At 60.5% G+C, this 22,852-nt stretch carries 22 protein-coding genes and 1 tRNA gene; 6 read left to right on the top strand and 17 right to left on the bottom strand.

Annotated elements, in window-relative coordinates; all coding sequences use genetic code 11:
• Positions 1-245: 245 nt before the first annotated feature.
• The 3 genes from VEJ16_13180 to VEJ16_13190 form a co-directional block, all read right to left on the bottom strand.
• Positions 246-321: transfer RNA gene (locus VEJ16_13180), tRNA-Glu, on the bottom strand.
• 126 nt (positions 322-447) lie between these two features.
• On the bottom strand, positions 448-1,503 hold the full coding sequence (locus tag VEJ16_13185) for a low specificity L-threonine aldolase (GenBank protein ID HYB10616.1): 1,056 nt from the start codon (positions 1,501-1,503) through the stop codon (positions 448-450).
• Between the two features lie 236 nt (positions 1,504-1,739).
• Entirely contained in the window at positions 1,740-2,081 is a 342-nt protein-coding gene (locus VEJ16_13190) for a hypothetical protein (protein HYB10617.1), read from the bottom strand.
• Positions 2,082-2,133: 52 nt separating this feature from the next.
• Here VEJ16_13190 and VEJ16_13195 point away from each other — a divergent pair, with 52 nt between their 5' ends.
• Together VEJ16_13195 and rpoH are read left to right on the top strand one after the other, a co-directional pair.
• Positions 2,134-3,150 (top strand): RluA family pseudouridine synthase, encoded by a 1,017-nt coding sequence (locus VEJ16_13195; protein ID HYB10618.1) that lies wholly within the window; start codon positions 2,134-2,136, stop codon positions 3,148-3,150.
• A 168-nt stretch (positions 3,151-3,318) separates the two neighbouring features.
• Positions 3,319-4,209 carry an RNA polymerase sigma factor RpoH gene (rpoH, locus tag VEJ16_13200; GenBank protein ID HYB10619.1) on the top strand — a complete coding sequence of 297 codons (891 nt, stop codon included), beginning with the start codon at positions 3,319-3,321 and terminating at the stop codon, positions 4,207-4,209.
• Between the two features lie 43 nt (positions 4,210-4,252).
• Here the strand turns inward: rpoH and VEJ16_13205 are convergent, their stop codons facing one another.
• Positions 4,253-4,465 carry a GDCCVxC domain-containing (seleno)protein gene (locus VEJ16_13205; GenBank protein ID HYB10620.1) on the bottom strand — a complete coding sequence of 71 codons (213 nt, stop codon included), beginning with the start codon at positions 4,463-4,465 and terminating at the stop codon, positions 4,253-4,255.
• Positions 4,466-4,606: 141 nt separating this feature from the next.
• Here VEJ16_13205 and VEJ16_13210 point away from each other — a divergent pair, with 141 nt between their 5' ends.
• Positions 4,607-5,248: a glutathione S-transferase family protein gene (locus VEJ16_13210; GenBank protein ID HYB10621.1), complete on the top strand. Its 642-nt coding sequence runs from the start codon at positions 4,607-4,609 to the stop codon at positions 5,246-5,248.
• Between the two features lie 3 nt (positions 5,249-5,251).
• On the opposite strand, the gene VEJ16_13215 is transcribed toward VEJ16_13210, so the two are convergent.
• The 5 genes from VEJ16_13215 to VEJ16_13235 all read right to left on the bottom strand — a co-directional run bounded on the left by VEJ16_13215 (position 5,252) and on the right by VEJ16_13235 (position 12,658).
• Positions 5,252-6,541: an adenylosuccinate synthase gene (locus VEJ16_13215; protein ID HYB10622.1), complete on the bottom strand. Its 1,290-nt coding sequence runs from the start codon at positions 6,539-6,541 to the stop codon at positions 5,252-5,254.
• Positions 6,542-6,562: 21 nt separating this feature from the next.
• A complete protein-coding gene (locus tag VEJ16_13220; protein HYB10623.1) occupies positions 6,563-7,708 on the bottom strand; it encodes an ATP phosphoribosyltransferase regulatory subunit in 1,146 nt (381 codons plus the stop codon).
• 130 nt (positions 7,709-7,838) lie between these two features.
• The gene (gene serA / locus VEJ16_13225; protein ID HYB10624.1) at positions 7,839-9,416 is read right to left on the bottom strand and encodes a phosphoglycerate dehydrogenase; all 1,578 of its coding nucleotides are present in this window, start codon (positions 9,414-9,416) and stop codon (positions 7,839-7,841) included.
• Between the two features lie 46 nt (positions 9,417-9,462).
• Positions 9,463-10,626 (bottom strand): phosphoserine transaminase, encoded by a 1,164-nt coding sequence (locus VEJ16_13230; GenBank protein HYB10625.1) that lies wholly within the window; start codon positions 10,624-10,626, stop codon positions 9,463-9,465.
• A 178-nt stretch (positions 10,627-10,804) separates the two neighbouring features.
• Positions 10,805-12,658, bottom strand: coding sequence for an SLC13 family permease (locus tag VEJ16_13235; protein ID HYB10626.1), 1,854 nt, complete (start codon positions 12,656-12,658; stop codon positions 10,805-10,807).
• Between the two features lie 204 nt (positions 12,659-12,862).
• Here VEJ16_13235 and VEJ16_13240 point away from each other — a divergent pair, with 204 nt between their 5' ends.
• The gene (locus VEJ16_13240; protein HYB10627.1) at positions 12,863-13,561 is read left to right on the top strand and encodes a glutathione S-transferase family protein; all 699 of its coding nucleotides are present in this window, start codon (positions 12,863-12,865) and stop codon (positions 13,559-13,561) included.
• Positions 13,562-13,576: 15 nt separating this feature from the next.
• Here VEJ16_13240 and VEJ16_13245 read toward each other — a convergent pair whose 3' ends face one another.
• Together VEJ16_13245 and VEJ16_13250 are read right to left on the bottom strand one after the other, a co-directional pair.
• The gene (locus VEJ16_13245; GenBank protein HYB10628.1) at positions 13,577-14,026 is read right to left on the bottom strand and encodes a MaoC family dehydratase; all 450 of its coding nucleotides are present in this window, start codon (positions 14,024-14,026) and stop codon (positions 13,577-13,579) included.
• A gap of 135 nt (positions 14,027-14,161) precedes the next feature.
• On the bottom strand, positions 14,162-14,533 hold the full coding sequence (locus tag VEJ16_13250) for a DUF1127 domain-containing protein (protein ID HYB10629.1): 372 nt from the start codon (positions 14,531-14,533) through the stop codon (positions 14,162-14,164).
• A gap of 383 nt (positions 14,534-14,916) precedes the next feature.
• On the opposite strand from VEJ16_13250, the gene VEJ16_13255 reads away from it, so the two are divergent.
• Together VEJ16_13255 and VEJ16_13260 are read left to right on the top strand one after the other, a co-directional pair.
• A complete protein-coding gene (locus tag VEJ16_13255) occupies positions 14,917-15,828 on the top strand; it encodes a transcriptional regulator GcvA (GenBank protein HYB10630.1) in 912 nt (303 codons plus the stop codon).
• 59 nt (positions 15,829-15,887) lie between these two features.
• Positions 15,888-16,457: a cysteine dioxygenase family protein gene (locus VEJ16_13260; protein ID HYB10631.1), complete on the top strand. Its 570-nt coding sequence runs from the start codon at positions 15,888-15,890 to the stop codon at positions 16,455-16,457.
• Between the two features lie 26 nt (positions 16,458-16,483).
• Here VEJ16_13260 and VEJ16_13265 read toward each other — a convergent pair whose 3' ends face one another.
• From VEJ16_13265 to VEJ16_13290, 6 genes are all read right to left on the bottom strand, one after another.
• Positions 16,484-17,623: a M48 family metallopeptidase gene (locus VEJ16_13265; protein HYB10632.1), complete on the bottom strand. Its 1,140-nt coding sequence runs from the start codon at positions 17,621-17,623 to the stop codon at positions 16,484-16,486.
• An 18-nt stretch (positions 17,624-17,641) separates the two neighbouring features.
• The gene (locus tag VEJ16_13270; protein HYB10633.1) at positions 17,642-18,925 is read right to left on the bottom strand and encodes a DUF898 family protein; all 1,284 of its coding nucleotides are present in this window, start codon (positions 18,923-18,925) and stop codon (positions 17,642-17,644) included.
• Between the two features lie 155 nt (positions 18,926-19,080).
• A complete protein-coding gene (locus VEJ16_13275; GenBank protein HYB10634.1) occupies positions 19,081-20,139 on the bottom strand; it encodes a tartrate dehydrogenase in 1,059 nt (352 codons plus the stop codon).
• A 104-nt stretch (positions 20,140-20,243) separates the two neighbouring features.
• Positions 20,244-21,032 (bottom strand): PhzF family phenazine biosynthesis protein, encoded by a 789-nt coding sequence (locus VEJ16_13280; GenBank protein ID HYB10635.1) that lies wholly within the window; start codon positions 21,030-21,032, stop codon positions 20,244-20,246.
• A gap of 40 nt (positions 21,033-21,072) precedes the next feature.
• Positions 21,073-21,780, bottom strand: coding sequence for an alanyl-tRNA editing protein (locus VEJ16_13285; GenBank protein ID HYB10636.1), 708 nt, complete (start codon positions 21,778-21,780; stop codon positions 21,073-21,075).
• 17 nt (positions 21,781-21,797) lie between these two features.
• Entirely contained in the window at positions 21,798-22,760 is a 963-nt protein-coding gene (locus tag VEJ16_13290) for a threonine dehydratase (GenBank protein ID HYB10637.1), read from the bottom strand.
• Positions 22,761-22,852: the final 92 nt, after the last annotated feature.

Below are 22,852 nucleotides of genomic sequence, written 5' to 3' on the forward strand. Positions count from 1 at the left end.
AGCGCTGGCGCAATGCCTCAACAGTCGCCTTCTGAGAACCCGGACTTAATTCAGCCGCGGAAAACAAAGCCGCGTAATGTCGAGCCAATGGCAGCACCCGGGGGCGGACTGCCGGCCCACGCCAACGCCTGACAAGGCATAATTGAGCGGAGGCTGGATGCCGCGATTTTGCAGCGCTTATTGGGGAAATATTGGGGAAATCCGATGACTGACGCGCAGTTAAGCATCTAGCTCATTGAAATCATTGGCGTCCCCACGGGGATTCGAACCCCGGTTTGAGCCGTGAGAGGGCTCCGTCCTAGGCCTCTAGACGATGGGGACAACACAGAGCCGCCTTGATACACCGCGTTGTCACCGGATTCAACCGCGGGAAGGCAGCGCTCAACCGATTTCCCAGATCCCGCTCGGCGTCCTTCGCCGGCCGATGGGTGATGGCCTTAACACCGGTCACGCGCGCCTGCGCGTCCCTGTATTGGCGTGGCGCCGAAGGGAGGCGATCAAGCCGTCGACGTCCTCAGGCTTGGTATTGAATGCCGTTACGAGGCGGCAATGCTCATCCGTTTCGCCGACCCGACGATAGAAGAAAAATCCATCGGCGAATGCGCCCTCTATCGCGGCACCCGGAATCCGCGCGAAGATCTCGTTCGCCTCCACGGGATAGACGAGTTCCACGCCGGGAATCGTCTGCAGCTGGCCAGAGAGTCGCTTTGCCATTGCGTTTGCGTGACACGCGTGTCTCAGCCAGAGCCCGTCCTTGCAATAAGCCTCGAGCTGCGCCGAGACGAACCGCATTTTCGAGAAAAGATGGGCGCCGCGCTTACGACGGTAGCCGAAACTCTCCGCAAGCTTCGGCTCGAAGAACACGACCGCCTCAGCGCCAATGGCCCCATTCTTTGTGGCGCCGAATGACAGAGCGTCGACGCCGGCGCGCCAAGTGAGTTCGGCCGGCGTGGAGCCAAGCGCGACAATCGCATTCGCAAATCGCGCGCCGTCCATGTGCACGTAAAGCCCGTGCGCGTGTGCGCAAGCCGCGAGCGCGCTTACTTCATCGACCCTATAAAGCGTGCCGACCTCGGTTTCGTTCGTCAGGCTCAGGGCGGAAGGCTGCACGTGGTGAACGTTTCCCTTTCCCGAATTTGCGAGCGCATGTTCAAGTGCCGCCACGGTGATTTTACCGTTCTCGCCCGCAATCGGGATGAGCTTGGCGCCGCCGGTATAGAATTCAGGCGCCCCACACTCGTCCGTATTTATATGCGACGCCGGATGGCAATACACGGCGCCATAGGGCGGGGTCATGGTCGCGAGTGCCAGCGAGTTCGCAGCACTGCCTGTTGCAACCGGAAAGGAGATGACCTCGCGTTCGAAAAGCTCGTTGAACACCCCTTCGAGGCGACGCGTGATCGGGTCGTCGCCATAAGGCATCGCGGCACCCTCATTCGCTGCGGCGATTGCCGCCAAAATCTCCTGAGACGCGCCCGTGACGTTGTCGCTCGCGAAATTCATTGTGCCCTCGTCTCCCGATCGTCAATTCAGACAATGCCCCGAGCAGCCCGTCGCTTCCGCGCGGCCCCGAAAACTGCGCACCCTAGCATTTGACCGTCGCCCGAGAAAGCGTTGTGCAACGCATGCGTCCTCAACGCGGATGCCACCAAAATGCTAGGAACTTCAAATCCGCCACACTATGGCCGACCTTCCCTACGGCAGGCCGCCGACCATTGCGATCGCTCGAGCGACGTTTCTTAGGGCCTCGGCTTCAATTCAATCGTGCCGACAAGGGCACCATTTGTCAGGTCGACGACGAGAACGCGCTCCCCGCCGCTTACAAGCTCGACTTCGACGACAAGCCGCCTGTCCGCCGTCATCGTGCGGACGATCCGGGCCCCCGGTGGAAGCTCGATGCTGATCGGGCCATAAGGACCTTTGATCGGCGACACCGCACCCGATTGCGCGGAAACGCTTGCTTCTGGCCGCGCTGCCGTCTCAGGCGATGTTGCGCGCTTCACAATTGTGTAGCCGACCAGCGCTATCCCAGCGATGATGAGGACACCCATGACGATGACCAAAGCCTTGAGCGCGCGCATTCTTGGACCCCGCCTTTCTTCCGCCGCGACACGGCGCTAGGACATAGCTGCGATGCGGCAGGCCGTCAAACATCATCCCGCGGGCGTCGCGAACCCGCCGGGTCGTGCTTCTCAGTACATTGCTGATGCAGCGATCGAAGACGCCGGGAGACGTCTCGATGCTTTCCTAGCTAAGGCGATACCCGATCTCTCCCGTTCGCGGATTAGGCGGCTCATCGAAGCTGGCCAAGTGCGCACAAATGAAACGCCGCTTTTCGACCCAGCACTCAAGGTCAAGGCCGGTCAAAATTTCGCCATAGTTGTACCCGAGAGTACGGACACCCCCGTCGAGGCACAGAGCCTCGCGTTAGACATCATCTATGAGGACAAGCACCTTCTTGTGATCGACAAGCCTGCTGGACTCGTGGTCCATCCGGCAGCCGGAAATCCCGACCGAACGCTTGTGAATGCGCTCCTCGCCCATTGCGCTGGGGGGCTTTCGGGTATCGGTGGGGTGAAGCGGCCGGGGATCGTTCATCGCCTCGACAAGGACACGAGCGGACTCATGGTTGTTGCCAAGACCGACGCTGCCCACGCTGGACTTACCGCCCAATTCGCGGCCCGCAAGGTGGCGCGCGCATATCGCGCCCTTGTCTGGGGCGTTCCGCGGCAATGCCAGGGTGAGATCGTGGGTAATATCGGCCGAAGTACGCGCGATCGAAAAAAAATGGCCGTCTTGCGCCGTGGCGGCAAGCCAGCGTTGACTCGTTATCGCGTGCTGGCGAATTACGGGAATCTCGCGAGTCACGTGGAATGCCAGCTCGCGACGGGGCGAACCCATCAGATCAGGGTGCATATGGCCTCGATCGGCCACCCGGTGATGGGCGACCCCGTCTATGGCAAGCTCACGGCGGCGCGGCGGGACGCATTGCCGCCTGCTGTTCGAGCTGCACTCGATGCGCTTGGCAGACAAGCACTCGACGCATATCGCCTTGGGTTTGCGCATCCTATAAGCCATGAAAACATTTCCTTTGAGAAGAAATTACCAAGAGATTTCAAAATATTAAAGTGTTCCCTTGAAAAGATATAAAGAATTTTCGGTTGCCTGTGCTAGATTGGCGAGCAGTTCGATTGGCCGGTAATTGACGCAATTGCACGCTAGAGGACGCCGCACGCCTTAAAGGAAATTGGCTCTGTACGCGTACTCTTATAGCAAGACGGTCGCAAAACAGCGGGTAATTTGAGGGAAGGGGTCAGAATGGCTGCGACGACGTTACCGAGTGTCGGCACACTTAGTCCCGAAGGAAATCTCAGCCGTTATCTCCAGGAGATTCGGCGTTTCCCCATGCTCCACGCGGACGAAGAGTACATGCTTGCCAAGCGCTGGCGCGAGCACAACGACGTCGAGGCGGCGCACCGTCTTGTAACAAGCCACTTGCGCCTCGTCGCTAAGATCGCGATGGGCTATCGGGGCTACGGTTTGCCGCTTGCGGAGCTTATCTCGGAGGGCAATGTCGGCCTGATGCAGGCCGTAAAGCGCTTCGAGCCGGATCGCGGCTTTCGCATGGCGACATACGCCATGTGGTGGATCCGTGCCGCGATCCAGGAATATATCCTGCACTCTTGGTCGCTCGTTAAGATGGGAACGACGGCTGCCCAGAAGAAGCTCTTCTTCAATCTGCGCCGGCTCAAGGGCCAACTTGCGGCAATCGATGAGGGTGACCTCAGCCCGGAAAACGTCAAGAAGATCGCAACCGATCTCGACGTTCCCGAGCAGGACGTCATCCAAATGAATCGCCGCCTCGCAAGCCCCGATCATTCGCTGAACGCACCCGTGCGCGAAGACGGCGATGGCGAATGGCAGGATTGGCTCGTCGACGAAGACGACAACCAGGAAGTCAAATTGGCCGAAGCGCAGGAGATGGGCAACCGCCGCCGTCTTCTTGAGGCAGCGCTCAAGTCGCTAAATCCGCGCGAGCGCAAGATCCTCGTGGAGCGCCGGTTGAAAGACAATCCCACGACGCTCGAGGATCTCTCCCAGGAATACGGCATTTCCCGCGAGCGCGTGCGGCAAATCGAAGTGCGCGCCTTCGAAAAGCTCCAGAAGGCTATGAAGAACCTTGCGATCGAGCAGAAGATCGGCGGCTAATTCCGTTCTCCCTCGCTTTCGACGCCACGGCCGCGTTCGTCGCTTACCCACGCCCTTCGCAGCAATCACCCCTTTGCATCGGCGGACACATAACGGACCCGTAGGAGCAGAACACGCAGCAATCGCCTGGCTTCGGCCGTAGCAGTCCGTTGCAGTAGGCGCATTCATAAAAGTAGAGACATGCGTCGAGCGGCATGCTCTCCGATTTGCGGAAACCGCAGTTCGGGCAAGTGATGATGGATTCGGTGACGACCATGACAAGACCCGCGTTTCCCCCATCATAGAATGCCAATCATGCAAGTCGATAGCGCGCGATGTTCGCGCGCAAGCAACGGATAGCCGCGCACGCGCACCTACCGCTACTATCGTCTCATTCGGATAAAAGCGAGGGACGATCATGCTGCGGTTATACGACTATTTGCCTTCTCAGAATGCCTGGAAGGTTCGACTCCTCCTCAATCACCTCGGCCTTCAATACGAGCGCACGTTCGTCTCGATTTTCGAGGGCGAATCCCGCGCCGAGGCATTTCTCCAGAAAAATCCGGTCGGTGCCGTGCCCGTACTCGAGGTAGTACCTCAGCGCTTCATCGCCGAATCGAACGCCATTCTCTGCTATCTCGCCGAAGGCACGCCCTATTTGTCCAATGAGAGGTTCGAGCGCGCGAAGGTCATGCAGTGGCTTTTCTTCGAACAAAGCTACGTCGAGCCGCAGATCGGTTCCTTGCGCTATTGGACGCTTACGGGAAAGCTTGGCCGGCGCTCGCCAGAAGAGTTGGCGGGCAAGCGCGCCTACGGTATGCGAGCGCTCGCGGCCCTCGAACGCCAGCTTGCGGCGACCGATTTCCTATCCGGCGGACGTTATTCGATTGCCGACATGGCGGTCTTTGCTTATGCCGCTCTTGCGGAGGACGCTGGCTTCGACCTTGCCCCCTTCGCTGCCTTTCGTGCGTGGATCGCCCGCGTGCGCGCGCAACCGGGATTCCTTGCCGAGACGCACCCTTACTCGATCGATCCGAATTCGGCGAAGGAGCTCGGCTAGCTCTTAGTCCTCAAAAGGATCGCGCACGAGGATCGTGTCGGCTCGCTCAGGGCTGGTCGAGAGTAAGGCTACAGGCGCCTCGATAAGCTCCTCGATGCGGCGAATGTACTTGATGGCGGCCGCCGGCAGCTGGACCCAAGAACGCGCGCCATGCGTACTCTCGGTCCAACCTTCGATGGTTTCGTAGATTGGCTCGATGGTTTGCTGCGTGGAGAGCTGCGGTGGCAAGCGGTCGTAAGTCGTATTACCAGAGCGATAACCGACACAGACCTTGATCGCCTCGAACCCGTCGAGCACATCGAGTTTGGTGAGCGCAATTCCGTCGATGCCAGCGACGCGAAGCGCCTGCCGCACCATTACCGCATCGAACCAGCCGCAGCGTCGCTTGCGGCCGGTGACGACGCCGAATTCCTTGCCGCGCTGGCCGAGTAGCTCGCCGACTTCATTGACTTGCTCCGTCGGAAACGGCCCGCTGCCCACGCGCGTCGTGTAAGCCTTGGTGATCCCGAGCACGTAGTCGACCGCACCCGGCCCCATACCAGAACCTGTCGCTGCCTGGCCCGCAACCGTGTTCGAAGACGTTACGTAGGGATATGTGCCGTGGTCGACATCGAGCATGATGCCTTGAGCGCCCTCGAAAAGGATCCGCTTGCCCTCGCGCCGAAATTGATCGAGCCGGCGCCACACAGGATCGGCAAAGGGAAGAACCTTGGGCGCTATGTCGAGGAGTTCCGCGCGCAAGCCTTCGCGTTCGACCTCGGCAGCGCCGAGGCCCCGCCGCAGCGCGTTGTGGTGCATAAGCATCTCGTCGAGCCGCAAGTCGAGCGTTCCGACATCGGCAAGATCGCAGACACGTATGGCGCGCCTCGCAACCTTGTCCTCGTAGGCGGGACCGATACCGCGCCCTGTCGTGCCGATCCTGGCGCTGCCGCGCATCTCCTCGCGGAGCTTATCGATTTCGCGATGAAGCGGGAGTATCAAGGGTGCTGTCTCGGCAAGACGCAGAATATCGGGCGTGACTCGCACGCCCTGCTTACCGAGCGTTGCAATCTCGGCTACGAGCGCCCACGGATCGATGACGACGCCATTGCCGATGACCGAAAGCTTGCCGCGCACCACGCCCGAGGGCAGCAAGCTAAGCTTATACGTAGTACCGTCTACGACGAGCGTATGACCGGCGTTATGTCCGCCCTGAAAGCGAACCACCATATCGGCACGCTCGGAAAGCCAGTCGACGATCTTGCCTTTGCCCTCGTCGCCCCACTGGGCGCCGACCACGGCCACATTCGCCATTGACGAACCCCTTTCGTATTTCTATTCGATCGCGACGATCGCACCATCCTGCCAGACATGCGTACAGGCGAGCCGCCGTCCTTCCGTGCGCGGATCCGCCACGGCGTCGAGCCCTGCGAGCGTTATCCATCCATCGGCGCGCGCGCGCTCCCTCGCCTCAGCCGGCGTGCCGAGGGGCAAGAAGAGACGACGGCCTGTTTTCGGCTCGCCGACTGCGCGCACGACCGTGTCGAGGAAGAGGGTAAATCCCGTCGCGGGTTCGACCGCACCGTTGCCGGCAACGTATCGTCCGCCGCGACCGAGCTCCCCGCGTACCCCGCGTGCGAAGATCGTGAACGAAACGCCAGTCTGGTACTCGAAGCCGCGATACTCGACCGGATCGATCGTGATCGCCAAACTGGGCCGAGCCTTGCAGACGATTTTGGCGACGTCGCCCAGTCGTTTAGCATCCGCGGCGGCGTCCGGCGGGAGATCGATGGCGGCGAGTGCATCGAGCGCCACGGCGGCATTCCCGCCAGTGTTGAGAAGTGCCGCGCACAATGCGGAGGCAGGGCCACCGACGCCGGCGACCTCCGCCGCGTCCTTGCGATCGAGGGCGGCGCGCAGACGCGCCGTTTCAAGCGGTCCGCAGCCCATGTTTTTGCAGAGCGTCTGGATCAAAGTCGGCGAGTTGAGATCGACGGAGAGCCGCGTGACGCCGATGCCGCCTAGCGCCTCAGCCGCTAGCAAGACGGCCTCCGCGTCAGCTTCGGCGGACGCCGATCCGATCAGCTCAGCACCCACTTGGACGAATTGGCGTTCGGGTCGAAGTTGACTTCCCCTCACGCGCAGCACATCGCCGGCATAGGACAGCCGCAAGGGACGCGGCGCCGTGGCAAGGCGCGTCGTCGCCAGACGCGCGATTTGGGGCGTCATGTCGGCGCGCACGCCCATCATACGCTGGCTGACCGGGTCCATCATGCGGAAGGTGTCGGCCGCCATCGCCGCACCGGGTCCCGACAGCAAGCCCTCCTCGAACTCGACGAGCGGCGGTTTCACGAGTTCATAGCCGTGTGCTGCAAGCGTAGCGAGCAGACGTTGGATCAGCCGCGCCTCATGGTCGGCGTCGGGCGGTAGTAAATCCTGCAACCCAGCCGGCAATAGCGCGCTTTTGGCGTGGTCATTCATGCGATGGGCCGCATCTCCTGGCGTCGGCGCCTATAGGGACGCCCGTTCGGGCACGTTCCTACCGGCTTTGCCGTGCGAGGGCAAACGGAAATCGAGGACGGGCGAAGGCCACGATGACCAAGTACCGCTCTCAGAAGGTCAAGGCTCTCGCCTTGATCGTGTGAGGCAAGCCGCAAATCTTATCGATGACGTCGAACGTCAGCGGTTGATCGACCTGGACGAGTGCGATGGCATCGCCACCGGGTGCGGAGCGTCCAAGATGGAAGGTTGCGATGTTGATGCCCGACTCCGCCAATGCCGTTCCCAAACTTCCAATGAAGCCTGGCTTGTCCCGGTTTCGGGTGTAGAGCATGTGCTTGCCGAGTTCGGCGTCGATCGGAATATCTTGGATTCGCACGAGGCGCGGGCGCTTTCCGCCGAAAATGGTTCCGGCGAGGGAGCGCTCGCGGTCCTCGCTGTCGACCGTGAGTACGATCAGCGTCTGGTAATCCGATGTAGCTTCATTCTTCTGCTCGCGCACTTGAACGCCGCGTTCGCGCGCAATTTGCGGTGCATTGACCATGTTTACGGTCTCGAGCGAGCGCTTGAACAGGCCCTGGAGGATCACCGCCGTCAAGGGGCGCGTGTCAAGCTCCGCCACATGGCCGGCATATTGCACCGTGATCGCCTTGGGTGCGGTATCGGAAAGCTGCCCGAGAAAGTTGCCAAGCTGCTCGGCGAGCTGCATGTAGGGCTTGAGTATCGGCGCCTGCTCCGGGCTGATGGAAGGCGTGTTCACCGAGTTGACGATGGCGCCGGTCAGAAGGAAGTCCGAGATTTGCTCCGCCACCTGAAGGGCGACATTTTCCTGTGCCTCTTCGGTCGATGCGCCGAGATGGGGTGTTGCCACGAAATTCTCGTGCCCGAAGAGGACGTTCTCTTTTGCCGGCTCGACCTCATAGACGTCGAATGCCGCGCCCGCCACCTGGCCCGCGTCAAGTGCTTCGCGAAGTGCCGCCTCATCGACCAAACCGCCACGCGCGCAATTGACGATGCGAACGCCTTTTTTCATGAGCTTGAGAGTGTCTCGGTTAATCAGGTTACGAGTCTCATTGGTGAGCGGGACATGCAGCGTGATCACATCGGCGCGCCTGAAAAGTGTTTCGAGCTCGACCCTTTCGACGCTCAAGGAGGCGGCACGCTCCGGCAACAGGAACGGATCGAACGCGATCACCTTCATATGGAGTGCCCGCGCACGCTCGGCGACGATCGAGCCGATGTTACCGCAACCGACGATACCCAGGGTCTTGTTGGTGAGCTCGACACCCATAAAGCGGTTCTTCTCCCACCGTCCCGCCTGGGTCGAGCGGTCGGCTTGAGGGATCTGGCGGGCGAGCGCAAACATCATCGCGATGGCGTGCTCGGCGGTGGTGATCGCATTACCGAAGGGCGTGTTCATCACCACAACACCCCGGGAAGTGGCGGCCGCCAAGTCAACGTTGTCGACGCCGATGCCCGCCCGCCCGACGACTTTAAGGTTGCGGGCCGCTTCAAGTACCGACGCCGTCACCTTGGTCGCAGAGCGGATTGCGAGGCCATCGTAACCGTCGATCACGCCGATCAGCTCGGGCTCCTTGAGGCCAACCTTCACGTCCGCCTCGATGCCGCGTTGCTTGAAAACATCCACAGCCCGAGGACTGAGATTGTCTGCGACAAGGACTTTCGTCATATCATGGCTCGCACTATTGGACGCGTTCGGTCCCTGGTGGCGCTGTCTACGCGGCGGCGACGGACTCACCGAGCACTCTCTCGTAGGCCCAATCGAGCCACGGGAAAAGCGCTTCCAGATCTCGGCGCTCGATGGTGGCTCCGGCCCAAATCCGCAGTCCCGGCGGGGCATCGCGATAGGCATTGATGTCGAAGGCCACGCTCTCGATTTCCAGGAGGTCGGCAAGCTTTTTTGCGAGTGCGGACCGCGTATCCACTGGGAGTTGCGCCACTTGAGCATCGGCAAATTCGAGACAGACCGAGGTGCAGGAGCGAGTCCTCGCGTCCTTCGCCAGAAAGTCGACCCACGGCGTGCGATCGACCCATTCAGCGATCGCCGCCAAATTGCCTTCCGAACGCGCGATCAATGCCTTGAGCCCACCCACACCTTCGGCCCATCTGAGGCCGTCAAGCGCATCCTCGACGCACAGCATCGAGGGTGTATTGATCGTCTCACCCTTGAAAACGCCGTCGATCGTCTTCCCACCCTTGGTCAAGCGGAAGATCTTAGGGATCGGCCATGCGGGCTCGTAGCTCTCGAGCCGCTCGACAGCGCGCGGCGACAGGATAAGAACGCCATGCTGGGCTTCCCCACCCAGGACCTTCTGCCAGGAGTAGGTGACGACATCGAGCTTCGGCCAGGGAAGGTCCATCGCGAAAGCGGCCGACGTTGCATCGCAGATCGTAAGGCCGGCGCGGTTCGAGTCGATCCAGTCGCCATTCGGCACGCGTACGCCGGAGGTGGTGCCGTTCCATGTGAAGACGACATCGCGCGAGAAATCTACTCGGCCGAGATCGGGAATTTTGCCGTAAGGAGCCTCGAAAATCCGAACGTCCTTGAGCTTAAGCTCCTTGACCACATCGGAGGCCCAGCCTTTTCCAAAACTCTCCCAGGCCAGCACATCCACACCGCGAGCACCCAGGAGCGACCAAAGCGCCATTTCGACCGCTCCCGTATCGGAGGCCGGCACGATACCCACCCGATACTCGGCCGGCACGCCCAAGATCGCGCGGCTCAACGCGACGACCTCGGCGATTCGCCCCTTTCCAGCCTTCGAACGATGAGAGCGGCCTATACAGGCGTCGGCGAGAGCGCTAGGCGACCAGCCAGGATGCTTCGCGCAAGGGCCTGACGAGAAATGGGCAGTGCCCGGCCGCTTCGTGGGTTTCATGCTGTGATTCCTGGTCGTTGAGAACAGCGGGCCTGCGACGGACCGCAGAGTCTATGAAATTATGCTGCAGTGCGTCAATAAAGCGTAAATCGCGCGATGCCGAAGGCTTCTTCGATCCACCAGCATCAGCCACCGCTTGGGAATTCCGCGCGGCCGCGGCGACAGGATCAAGGATCTCTCACACAATATGGTAATACCAAGCCATGAAAAACGAGAACACGAGCCATTGAATGACGATGAGCGGCAATCCGGCCGTAATAAAATCGACGAAGCGATAATGCCCGGGCCCCATCACGAGAAGTGTTGCCGGATGGGCGACAGGCGAGGCCATCGCAGAGTTGGTCGCAAAAGCGACCGCGATGCCGAAGATCACCGGCTCGATGCCAACCTGTCGCGCAATCGATGCGGCGATCGGCGTGAAGATCACCGCGGCCGCCTTGCTGTTGATGAGATTGGAAATGATCGCGAGAAACAGGAAGAATATCGACAATGCCGCGGCGGGACTCACGCCGTGAAATGCCGTCGAAAAGATTCCTGACAGGTATTGGGCGCCCCCCGTCTCTTCCAATGCAACACCGAGTCCCAATGCGGCGGCAATCGTCATAATGATCGAGCTGTCGATCACGCGCGCCGCTTGCTTGAGCGTGAGGATGCGCGTGAGCAACATGGCAAGCGCGCCCGCCAGCGCTCCAAGAGCGGTCGGAACGATCTCCATCGAAACGAGGAGAACAACGGCGAGGAAAATCAGACCCGCTTGCCAGCGCAGGCGAATCGACGGCAATTCGGTCGTCGACCACTCCATCAGCACCACGTCGCGACTGTCGCGCAACGCGTCGACATCTTCCTTACGGCCTTGAATCAGCAGCACGTCGCCCGCATCAAGTCGGATTTCGGTCATGCGCGCGAGAATCATGCGCGAGCGGCGCTGAATTCCGAGCACGATGCAGTGATACCGATACCGAAACCCGATCTCCTCGAGGTTCTGCCCGATCATGCTCGAGCCGGGAGTCACCATGACCTCGACGAGGACGCGCTCTCCACTCCGCCACCGCTCCTCCCGCTCCTCGTCCATCTCGCCGCCGTCCAGCGTTGTCTCCAGCAGGCCGGGATCGAGCTTGACCGCCTCGACAAGCGCATTGCGCGTCGCCGCTACGACGAGAAGGTCACCGGGCCGAAAGGACAGATTTTCGAACGGCGCCACATAGGCATGCTCACCGCGCTGAACCATTCGCACGGTCATATCCGGCAAGCCCGAGAAATAACCGGCGACCGCACTATGACCGACGAGGTTCGATTCCTCGGAAATGACGATTTGCGCGATGAATTGTTTTCCGCCGCTGCCGCCAATGATCGCACCCGCCATCCCGATGCGGTCGGGCAAAAGTCGCGGGCAGATGAGAAGCGCATAGAGAAAACCCGTACCCGCCAGGACAAGGCCAGGCACGGTGAATTCGAAAAAGCCGATCGCGCGCTCGCCAATCTCGACGAGCGTGCCGGAAACGAGGAGATTTGTGCTGGCGCCAATGAGCGTGATCTTGCCGCCCATCACGACCGCGAATCCGAGCGGGATCATGAGATGGCTCGGCGACTGGCCGAGTCTGCGCGCGAGCGACTGCATAATCGGAATAAAGATCACCACGACAGGAACGTTGTTGAGCACACTCGCCAAGAGCATCGCGGTCAGCATCGTGAGCGCCATGGATAGCATCGGCCGTCCCGCGCCCATGCGGAAGACAACCTGCGCGGTTCGATCGAGCAGCCCCGTGCGCACGATTCCCTCACCCACCACCACGAGGCCGAGGACGGTCATCAATGCCGGATTACCGAATCCTTCGAGGAGCCGCGTCGCCGTCAGCCGCTTGTGGCCGGCAGCGTCGACGACGGGAAAGAATTGGAAGAAGAGCAAAAGCGCGCAGATTATGGCGAGCGAGGTTACCTCGATCGGCGTCTTTTCCCACGTGTAAAGAACAAGTGCGGCAAGGATAAGGAACAGCGTCACCCACATCGCGATATTCGAATCAACCACCATCATTGCCGAAGCCTGCCATCGCAAGGGTTATTAAATCGTGCGAATTCTTGACGCGATTGGGTGTGCAGACAAGCCCGCCATGCGGGCGGACAATATCACGGGACGGACACTAATGATACCTGGACACCCTTGACCCAACGCGCCGCTCCAGTCACCTTCCGGCCTGGCGAAGCCGGGAAGGGTGGAATTGAAAAGGAGGAGGAACGTATGCCGATTGTCGTTTACGATCTGGCCGGCGAGGACGACCGGCGGTTCAGCCCATTTTGCTGGCGCACGCGAATGGCGCTCGCTCACAAAGGGCTCGCCGCCGATTTCACGCCATGGCACTTTACTGAAAAAGATAAGATCGCTTTTACGGGACAGGGCCGTGTACCGGTGATGGTGGACGACGGAAAGGTGATCTTCGATTCGTGGTCCATCGCCTGTTACCTTGAAGATCGATATGCGGATCGGCCGTCGCTTTTCAACGGCGATGTCGGCCGCGCCCTGTCGCGGTTCGTTCAGCATTTTGTCGATAGCACAGCACAGCCTGGACTGGCGCGCCTGATCATCGCCGACGTGCATCGCCACCTCGTCCCGCAAGATCGGGACTATTTCCGCAAGAGCCGGGAGGAGCGCTTCGGGGCAAGGCTTGAGGACATTCAGGCGGGTCGCGACCAAAATCTCGCCGGATGGCGAGCCATGCTCGAGCCCGTGCGCTTGCAGCTCCGCGAGCGGACCTTCATGGCGGGTGAGGCCCCAAGCTATGCGGATTATATCGTCTTCGGCATGTTTGTCTGGGCACGTGGCATCAGTCCTTTCGTCCTCCTCGATCGAGACGATCCACTATTCCAGTGGCGAGATCGCATGATGGCCCTTCACGGCGGCCTTGCATCGCGCATGCCGGGCTACTCGCTTGCCGCCTGACGCATAAGTGTGAAATCAGCGCGGACGGCGCTTCAACAGGTGCGGGCAAGTATAACTCAAGACCGCTTCGTTACTTTGATTGTAGGTCGTGGCGCGCACTGTGAGTATGCCACGGTCCTGCTTCGATTGGGATGCTCGAGCGTCGACGATCTCGACCACGACCCGGAGCGTGTCGCCCGGGCGTACCGGTTTCAGGAACTTCACTTCCTCAAATCCGGGGCCGCCGAGATTGGCATCCCCAAGCGCGCCCGTCTGCATGAACAGGCGGAAACTCATCGCAAGCGTGAGAAACCCGCTGGCGATGATGCCACCATAAATCGAATCCTTGGCCGCGACAGAGTCGAGATGAAAGGGCTGAGGATCGTAGCGAAGTGCAAAGTCGATCATATGACTTTCGGTAAGCGTAGCGCCGGCGGTTTCAATCCGCTCGCCCACCTTGAAATCTTCGAAGTATCGTTTCGCCAAGCCTGAAACCCTCGCAATGAGCAGTTGGTGCGGTGTGTCCCCGAAAGGCTTGTGGCGCACCCTAACGCAAAGCGGGCGGCAGCGAAAGTCGCTGCCGCCCGCCTTTTTTCGGGGGGCCGCCATTGAAGGAAAGTCTTACGCCGCGCGCTTCGGCGAGTTCTCGTTGGCGATGTTGGACGCGTCGTTGAGGCTCGACCTGCTTGACACAGCGTACGGGATCATGCCCGGTGCGACACCGATGTCCTGCAGCTCTCGATCGTTCAGCAATGAAAGTTCTCGGATGGCGCGCTCGTGCTCAAGCCATCGACCGATCGGACGGACAACCGCCAAGTGCCACAGCGCCGCCAGCGTCTTCGCGATAGCGTGGCCGTAACGAACGACCTCCTCCGTGCGCAGTTTGCTCGCGCGCCCGTCCAGATCCGTTCGACTAGCCGCAAAGGGTAGCGTCCCCTGATCCGGCTCGTTGAGACGCTCCACCGGCAACGCAGGCCTTGCGAGTTTGGACATTAGCGATGTCATAGCTACACCCCTTTCGACCGATCCTCAGTGCTTGGCGGAAGACCCGCCCTTTTCGAGATTCGCGTATTCATCCACACAGCACATATACCCTCTTGTTGCGTTGCAACAAGCGCTGGAACGGTATATCGAGCGTGAGAAATATACATACCTGCGTGCAATCAGTGCTAATCGGCAGGAAAAGCATCCTCATCTAAGGAGGCCTTTCGCCCTCAGAACAATAAGGCATTCTTATATAACAATATTTTGTTTTTTCTTATTTACGGTTTGGTTGAAACCTTCCATGCGATTTAACGATAGAGGTCATCGAAATTGTTGCGCTTCAGCCGTTTTGTCATTAAAAATTGATGAAATTTTCTCACTAGGAAAATTTCATGGGCCGCCGCTTGCCGTCACTCAACGCGTTGCGCGCCTTCGAGGCTGCGGCAAGGCTTTTGAGCTTCACCAAGGCGGCCGAAGAGCTGAACATCACGCCGTCCGCCATCAGCCATCAGATTCGCGGACTCGAGGATTATCTAGGCGTGCGAATGTTCCGGCGGGGCAGCCGCGCGCTCGTGCTGACCGACGAGGGACAAAATTACCTGCCGGTGTTGCGGGACGCCTTCGATGCCATCCACGCGGCAACCGCGCGGCTTGCGGCGCGGCAGGCCGAGGGGCCGCTCAATGTGAGCCTTCTCACGAGTTTCGCGGCACGCTGGCTCATCCCTCGGCTGCCCAAATTTCAAGCACTTTATCCCGCGATTGAGGTGCGCCTGTCGACGACCGTGCGCATCGTCGACTTTCGCCGCGAGGATGTCGATTGCGCGATCCGCTACGGCAAGGGGCAATGGACAGGGCTGACCGCGGACCTTCTCCTGACCGAGGAACTTTTTCCCGTATGCAGCCCGAAACTGCTCACCGGACAGAAGCCGCTTAAGACACCGCGCGACCTCGCGGGTCATGTGCGCATTCAAACTTTGCTGCGCCCCGACGACTGGCGCATGTGGTTCAACGCAGTCGGTATTTCCGACATCGATCCGGACGCCGGGCCGCAGTTCGAAAGCTCCGACCTCGCCCTTCGCGCCGCGGCCGAATCGTTGGGCGTCGCGATCGCGAGTTCGACCCTCGTGACGGAGGACCTCAAGAAAGGAACGCTCGTCGTCCCGTTCGACGTGAAGCTCTCCTCGGCCGGCGCCTATTACTTTGTGGCGCCCGAAGACCGACGAGACCAGCCCAAGATCATTGCCTTTCGCGATTGGCTGCTCGCCGAGGTGAAGCGGGACGCACGCCCTCTTCGCGTCGTATGAGGGCACTTCCCGAGCGCCCCTGAATCACGTACCCTCAATGTAGAATTGGGGGTTTGGGGATGGAGAGCACCGTACTCGCTTGCTTCATCGACGATTGTCGGCAGCTGGCACACGAAAATCCCGTGCCGGCCGATTGTGTGCTTGCGACGGCGCCGCTCATGCATCGCCTTTTGACGAAGGCCGAAGGCTTCCTACGGCCCGAGCATTTCCGGGCCGATTCGGCACATTACTCCCGCAACGCCATCCATATCGCCGAGGACAAGAGCCTTTCGCTTTTCGCGCTCGTTTGGAGTCCCGGGCAGTGGACGCCGATCCACGATCACGGGAGTTGGGGCGTCGTCGGCGTTTTGCGCGGTGTGCTGGAGGAACGCAACTACATTCGGACCGATCGTGGCGACGGCGGGGACGAGGGAATCGTGCTCCAACGGGGCGGGGTCATTCTGCTCGGCGAAGGCACCGTGACGAGTTTCGTGCCGAACCCGGACCACATCCATATTACCGGCGTCCCCGAAACGCGGGGGCAAGTCGTAAGCCTCCACCTCTACGGGCGGCAGATGGACAGCTTCCACATCTATGACGTCGGGCAGGGGACGCGAAAACGCGTCCATGTCGCCTACAACGAAAGTTGAGGATCGGTTGCCAGCACCAGGAACGCTCAGTCGCAAATTGCCTTGAGCGCCTTCCAGTCTTTATCGCCGAGTGCGGTCCGGCCTTCTGCTGGCGCCAGGGCCGCGAGCCTTGCGCGCTCTTCAGTCGCCGGATGGCTCGCAAGGAACGAGGCCACATCACTATAGGCGCCCTCTCTTTCCAGCAGGCGCTTGAAAAATTGAGCGAAAGGGCCGGGATTGAGGCTGGCACCTTCCAAAAGCATGATCCCGCGCGCATCCGCAGCACGCTCAGCATCGCGGCTGTAACGCGCCGAGATCATCGCCTGGCCCATGCCGGCCATGGCCGAGCCGCCGAAGACGTCGCCTAAAACCAGACCGACCAGGAATGCGTTTGCGCTGCGCTCGATCGCGATCTCGATTGGATGATGCAATTCGATGTGCGCCATTTCGTGGGCCATCACCCCGGCGAATTCGTTCGGCGTCTTTACGAAATCGATCAGCCCCCGAAAAACCAGGATCTGGCCGCCGGGGAGGGCCATGGCATTCAAAATGGGGCTGTTGACGACGCGGATACGCACAGGAATCGATACGTGGAGTTGCGCTTCAATCGGACCGGCAAGTTGCTTCAGGGCCGCGATACCTTGCGAGGCACGACATTCGCGCGATTTGACTTTGGCGGATTGATCCGTCTCCGATTTTGTTTTGAGATCGTCGAGCCGACTCACGATCGAAATGATGGCATTAGCGGTCTCGTTACCCAAGTGCGCCTCAAGTTCAGGCGAGACCCAATCGGCGGCCTGACGCGCAAGAAGGGGCAGGAGGACGAAGAAAACGAAGGCGAAGGAGGCGAGCGCCGCCGCCGAGCCAATGGCCACCGCGCGCCAGCTCGGTCCTTTATAGGCGATTTTGCGAAGTGCCGGGCAAAGCCGCTCAAGTGCCGCAAGCGCACCGGGCGTCGTGATCGTGAGGCGGTCCGGATGCTCGGCGCGTGCAAGCCGAAGGTGGTCGTGGGCTCCGCCCCGCTCGATAAAGCGCACTTCGTCAAGCGGCCAGGACGTGTGGGTTTGGCCTTCGGCGCCGCGTATTTCGAGGTCCCTCGCGGAAACAGCGACACGCACGACGTACGCAGCCGCGACAAGGCCGTCGTTGTACCGCCCGTCCCAATGCTCAGGCGCCCGATCCGTCATATCCGGGCCGGGGATTGATCAACCCACCCCAATGCCGACGTCGAAAGCGTCTGCCAGTCCTTCAGCGAATCTCGGGTCCTGGCGCGTCGATTGGGCGAGCCGCGAAAATTCGCCGGCATTCTCGATCGTCATGGTCGTCGCAAAATGGCGGACGAGGCTCACCTGGAGCCAGCAATAGAACAAAAGACTTCGGGCAGGAAAATAGAAGACGATCACGATCACCCCAACCAAGGCGTAGATCGGTCCGAATGCGGCGGCGGCGGCCAACGGATCGGTTTGTGGGGAAATGTCAGCGAGAGAGGAAGGCGATACCACACCAGCCACAATGAACGCGATGATTCCCGACAAGATCAGCAGCCCAATCACACTAAGCACATAGCCGATGAGGTATCCCACGACCGGGCCGGTCGTAACTTCGGACTTGAGGCGAATTTCGCCCAAACTTGTCGAGTTCGCGAAGTAGCGGAATTTGGCAACGCCATACCAAACCACGGCCGGAATGCCGGCAAAGATCATGACGAGCAAAAGCAGGAACGCCTCGGGATGTGGCGGCAATCCCGGTCCTACACCCGTACGGACATTGCCCGCGACCAAAAAGTGACCAACGAGCCAGGACCAGTTTGCGGCGTAAATCACGACCACCGGCAGAAGATATAGGGTGTACACCACGAGCATACGAAGGAATAGCTTGGAGCCGGAGGCCTCGAGCCGAAACCGGCTATTGCCGAACCAGGTGTTGTTCATCTTGTGCCGCTCGAGCCCCACCTCCATCCAAGGCGAAGCGAGGCCGAGCGTAATCACGGACATCACGGTATAGAGTGCCGCAAGTCCGACATAGCGCCAGGTCGAACCCGTCTGACCGGCACGGATGCCGCGCCACATAGTGCGCGTAAGCCGATAGCGCCGGGCGCGATAAACGGCGAAATGAATGAGAACGAACAGCACCGCTACATAGCCAAGTAACAAGATCGAGATCGCGACGGGATTGCCAAGCAATATCCGCTGCAACACGTAATAGGCGACGGCGAGAGGTGCGAGGACCGCGACCACAATGAGAAAGCCGACAAAAAGCTCCCGGCCCGTGCCGCTGTACTCGAGCGGCTCACCGAGGATCGTAATGTTGCTCCAGAAGTAACGTCGAATACGCGTCCTCGCCCAAAAGCGATAAATGCCGAGCGTGACAGTCGTCAGAAGAATGTTGCCTAGAACCATCTTCCATAGTCCGGCTCTATTCAAAAACCCCACATTGGACCATGCCGATCCCGCTGCCTCGGGACCGACCCCTGCCGTACCCATATTCATGATGCGTAACCTCCACGAGCGCTGCGGCGTTCAGACGCAACCGTTCAGCGCGCGCCATGTAGCATGGCCGTCCGCAGGGATGGAAGTCCTAAAGGGAGATTAATAGGCAGGAAATTAAATTAGAAATTGTAGATACAATGGCCGACGGAGACGCTTCATATCGCCTCGGCAATCGCCCCGCCCATCTCAATCGTGGTGGCTTGCCCGCCCATGTCGCGCGTTCGCACATCGCTCTGGCCGAGCACTTTCTCGATTGCGGTCTCGATGGCCCGCGCGGCCGCCTTCTCCCCCAAATGGTCGAGCATCATCGCACCCGACCAGATTTGGCCGATCGGGTTTGCGATGCCGCGGCCGGCGATGTCGGGGGCCGAGCCGTGCACCGGTTCGAAGCAGGAGGGATATTCGCGCTCCGGGTTGATGTTGCCGCCGGGTGCTATCGCGATCGTTCCCGTGACCGCTGGACCGAGGTCGGACAGGATGTCGCCGAAGAGATTCGAGCCGACCACCACGTCGAACCAGTCCGGGTGCAGCACGAAATGCGCGGTCAGAATATCGATGTGGAACTGCTCCGACTTGATGCCGGGATATTCCGCCGCGATCGCGCGAAATCGCTCGTCCCAATAGGGCATCGTATGCTTGATACCGTTCGATTTGGTGGCGGAGGTCACGCGCTTTTTCGAGCGGGTCTTCGCCAGCTCGAAGGCGTAGCGCATGATCCGGTCGACCCCCTTGCGGGTGAAAACGGTCTCCTGCAAAACCATTTCCTCGGAAGTTCCTGGGTTCATCCGCCCGCCGATGTCGGAATACTCGCCCTCATTGTTCTCGCGCACGATGTAGAAATCGATTTCACCCACTTCGCGATCGCGCAGCGGGCTCCGCACACCCTTGAGAAGGCGCACGGGGCGGAGATTGACATATTGCTTGAAGCCACGTCGGATCGGGATCAGAAGCTGCCAGAGCGAGACATGGTCCGGCACCCCCGGAAACCCAATGGCACCCAAGAAAATTGCATCGAAATCGCGCAACTGATCGAGCCCGTCGGCGGGCATCATGCTGCCTGTTTTCTTGTAGTGCTCGCAACTCCACGGGAAGTGCGTCCAGGCGAAATCGATACCGAAGCGCCGTCCAGCGACCTCAAGGGCCTTGATACCCTCCGGCACCACCTCATTACCGATGCCGTCGCCGGGGATGACGGCGATCCTGTATTTGCTCAATGGCGTCTCCTTCCCTGATTTTCGCGCGCAAGGCCGACGCGAGCACCGCTCCACGACCCGATATAGCAGCCTTTCATGACCCGCGCACTGCGCAACGGCGCCATTCAGATCGACAGCATTCCGTTCGAGATAACGACACAATCGCCCGATAGGTGAACGCGCGCACCGCGATCCTCGAGCCACAGCTCGCCCCCTCGTTTTGAGAGTTGCCGCGCGAAGAGGTTGCGCTTTGCGAGCCGTTTCGCCCAATAGGGTACCAGGACGCAATGGGACGACCCCGTGACCTGATCTTCCGGAACGCCGATCTTGGGGGCGAAGAAGCGCGATACGAAATCAGCACCACCACCACGCTCGCCCGGTGCCGTTACGATGACCGAATGAAAGGGCAGAGCTGCGACGCGCGCTATGTTGGGGGCGAGTTCCTTGATTTGCCGTTCGGACTCGAAAAGCGCCATGGCGCGATCGGCCTCCCACAATTCGAGCGGCTTAGCACCGAGCGCTTCGGCAACGATCTCCGGATCGTGCTGCCTGACGAGCGGGAGCGCTGGGAAATCGAGCACTGGGCGACTGTCGTTCACGGACACGTCGAGTGGGCCACTTCGACACATAAACCGCGCACTTGTGCGAGTCGGTTCCAGGATTTTGAAGAGGACATAGCTCGACGCCATCGTGCCGTGACCGCACAGTTCGAGTTCGACGGAGGGCGTGAACCAGCGAATTTCGAAAGCGCCATTCTTGCCCACGAAAAACGCCGTGGCCGGTTGATTGGTCTCGATCGCGATCGATCGTAGCACCGATTCATCCAGCCAATTTTCAAGCGGACATACCCCAGCCGGGTTTCCGGCGAACGGTCGGGAAGTGAAGGCATCGATTTGATAAAGACGGATGTTCATGGTTCTTCTTTTGATTGTGGGAGACGACGCGGCGGTATTTTTATTCGGAGAGGGCTATGTTGACGCGCCGGTTATGCTTGCCCTTGTTCTCGATCTTGCCTATGGCGACGCGTCCGATCTCGCCCGTCCGCGCCACGTGGGTGCCGCCGCAAGGCTGAAGATCCACATCTTGAATATCGAGCAGGCGCACCCGCCCCTGCCCGCTCGGCGGTTTGACCGACATCGTCCGGACTAGCTCCGGTTTGGCTTCCAATTCGGCGTCGGTGATCCAACGCACGCCGACGGGATGATCGGCGGCTATCAGCGCGTTGAGTTTTTCCGCGATCGCATCCTTGTCGAGTGGGTCTTGTGTGTCGAAATCGAGTCGGCCCTTGCCGTCGCTGATTTGCCCGCCGGTAACGCCCGCTGGAATCACGGCGCACAAAAGATGAAGTGCCGTGTGCACGCGCATATGCCGGTACCGACGATCCCAGTCGACTTCAGCCACCACTTTGTCGCCCACCCGCAAGCCTGCTTGACCGGGCTCCGGGATGTGGAGGATTTCGCCCGCCACTTCGCCCTTGCGGGTGTCTGCGATGCGCACAGCACTCCCGTCGGGCGACGTCAGCGTCCCCGAATCACCGGGCTGGCCGCCGCCCATGACATAGAACACCGTCCGGTCGAGCCCGATCCCCCGTTCATCGACGCACGTCACCGTTGCCTCGCAGCGCTTGAGGTAGTGGTCTTGCCGGAACAACTCTTCCGTCACGTCTATCCTCCCTATTTTCAGCCGCCGTCGGACGCGAGGATCGAGGCATAGGGCTCGCGGTCGATATTTCCACCGGAGAGCACGATGCCGACGCGCTTGCCGGCCATTGTGGCTTTCTCCTTCAGGAGTGCTGCGAGTGGTGCTGCACCCGCACCTTCGGCCACGTTGTGCGTGTCCGTGAAATAGTGCCGCATCGCTTCCTTGATTTCCTCATCGCTGACGACCACGACGCGCTCTGCACCCTTGTTGATCGCTACGACCGCATCGGTCACCGGGACACGGCAAGCAACGCCGTCCGCCATCGTATCCGCTGTGTTGGTCGAGACCGGCTTCCCCGCGGCGAAGGAAAGTGCGTAGGCCTGAGCGCCCTCCGCGACGACGCCGACGACCTTCGTCTTGAGGCCGAGTGCATCGCGCGCCTCGATCATGCCCGAAATGCCGGAGCCAAGCCCGATCGGGACATAAACCGTATCGAGGTCCGGCACGCCCTTGAGAAACTCGAGGCTGTAGGTCCCAACCCCGAGGACGAGCATCGGATGGTAGGAGCGCAACATGTGAAGCTTCCGCGCCTCGGCAAGCTCGACCGCGTATTCGTAGGCGGCCTGGAAATCGTGCCCATGTTCGACCAGCTCGGCGCCGAGAGCCCGCATGGCGCGGTTCTTTTCGACGCTGTTGCCATGTGGTGCGACAACGACGGCTTTCATGCCGAGCCGGCGGGCCGCGAAGCCCACGCTTTGACCGTGATTGCCGCGGGTGGCGGTTACAACACCTTTGACTGCCGGCTGCGTGCGCCGCAGGTCATCCATGTAAACGATGCCGCCGCGCACCTTGAAGGCCCCGATCGGCGTATGGTTTTCGTGCTTGACCCAAACTTCCGCGCCCGCGCGCGCGCAGAGAAGTGGCCAGGAGATCTGCGGTGTGGGCGCCATCACGCTGTGGACGAGACGCGCCGCATCCTCAATTTGGTTCAACGTGAACACGCGATCTCCTTCGCCGCCCGGCGCGTCACAGCTTTCCCCACCGTCTTTGCGCAAGTCGCATGCTCGCGACGGTCGGCGCTCTCGAGACGGCC

It is taken from the genome of Alphaproteobacteria bacterium (assembly GCA_035625915.1).
Taxonomy (GTDB): Bacteria; Pseudomonadota; Alphaproteobacteria; order JACZXZ01; family JACZXZ01; genus DATDHA01.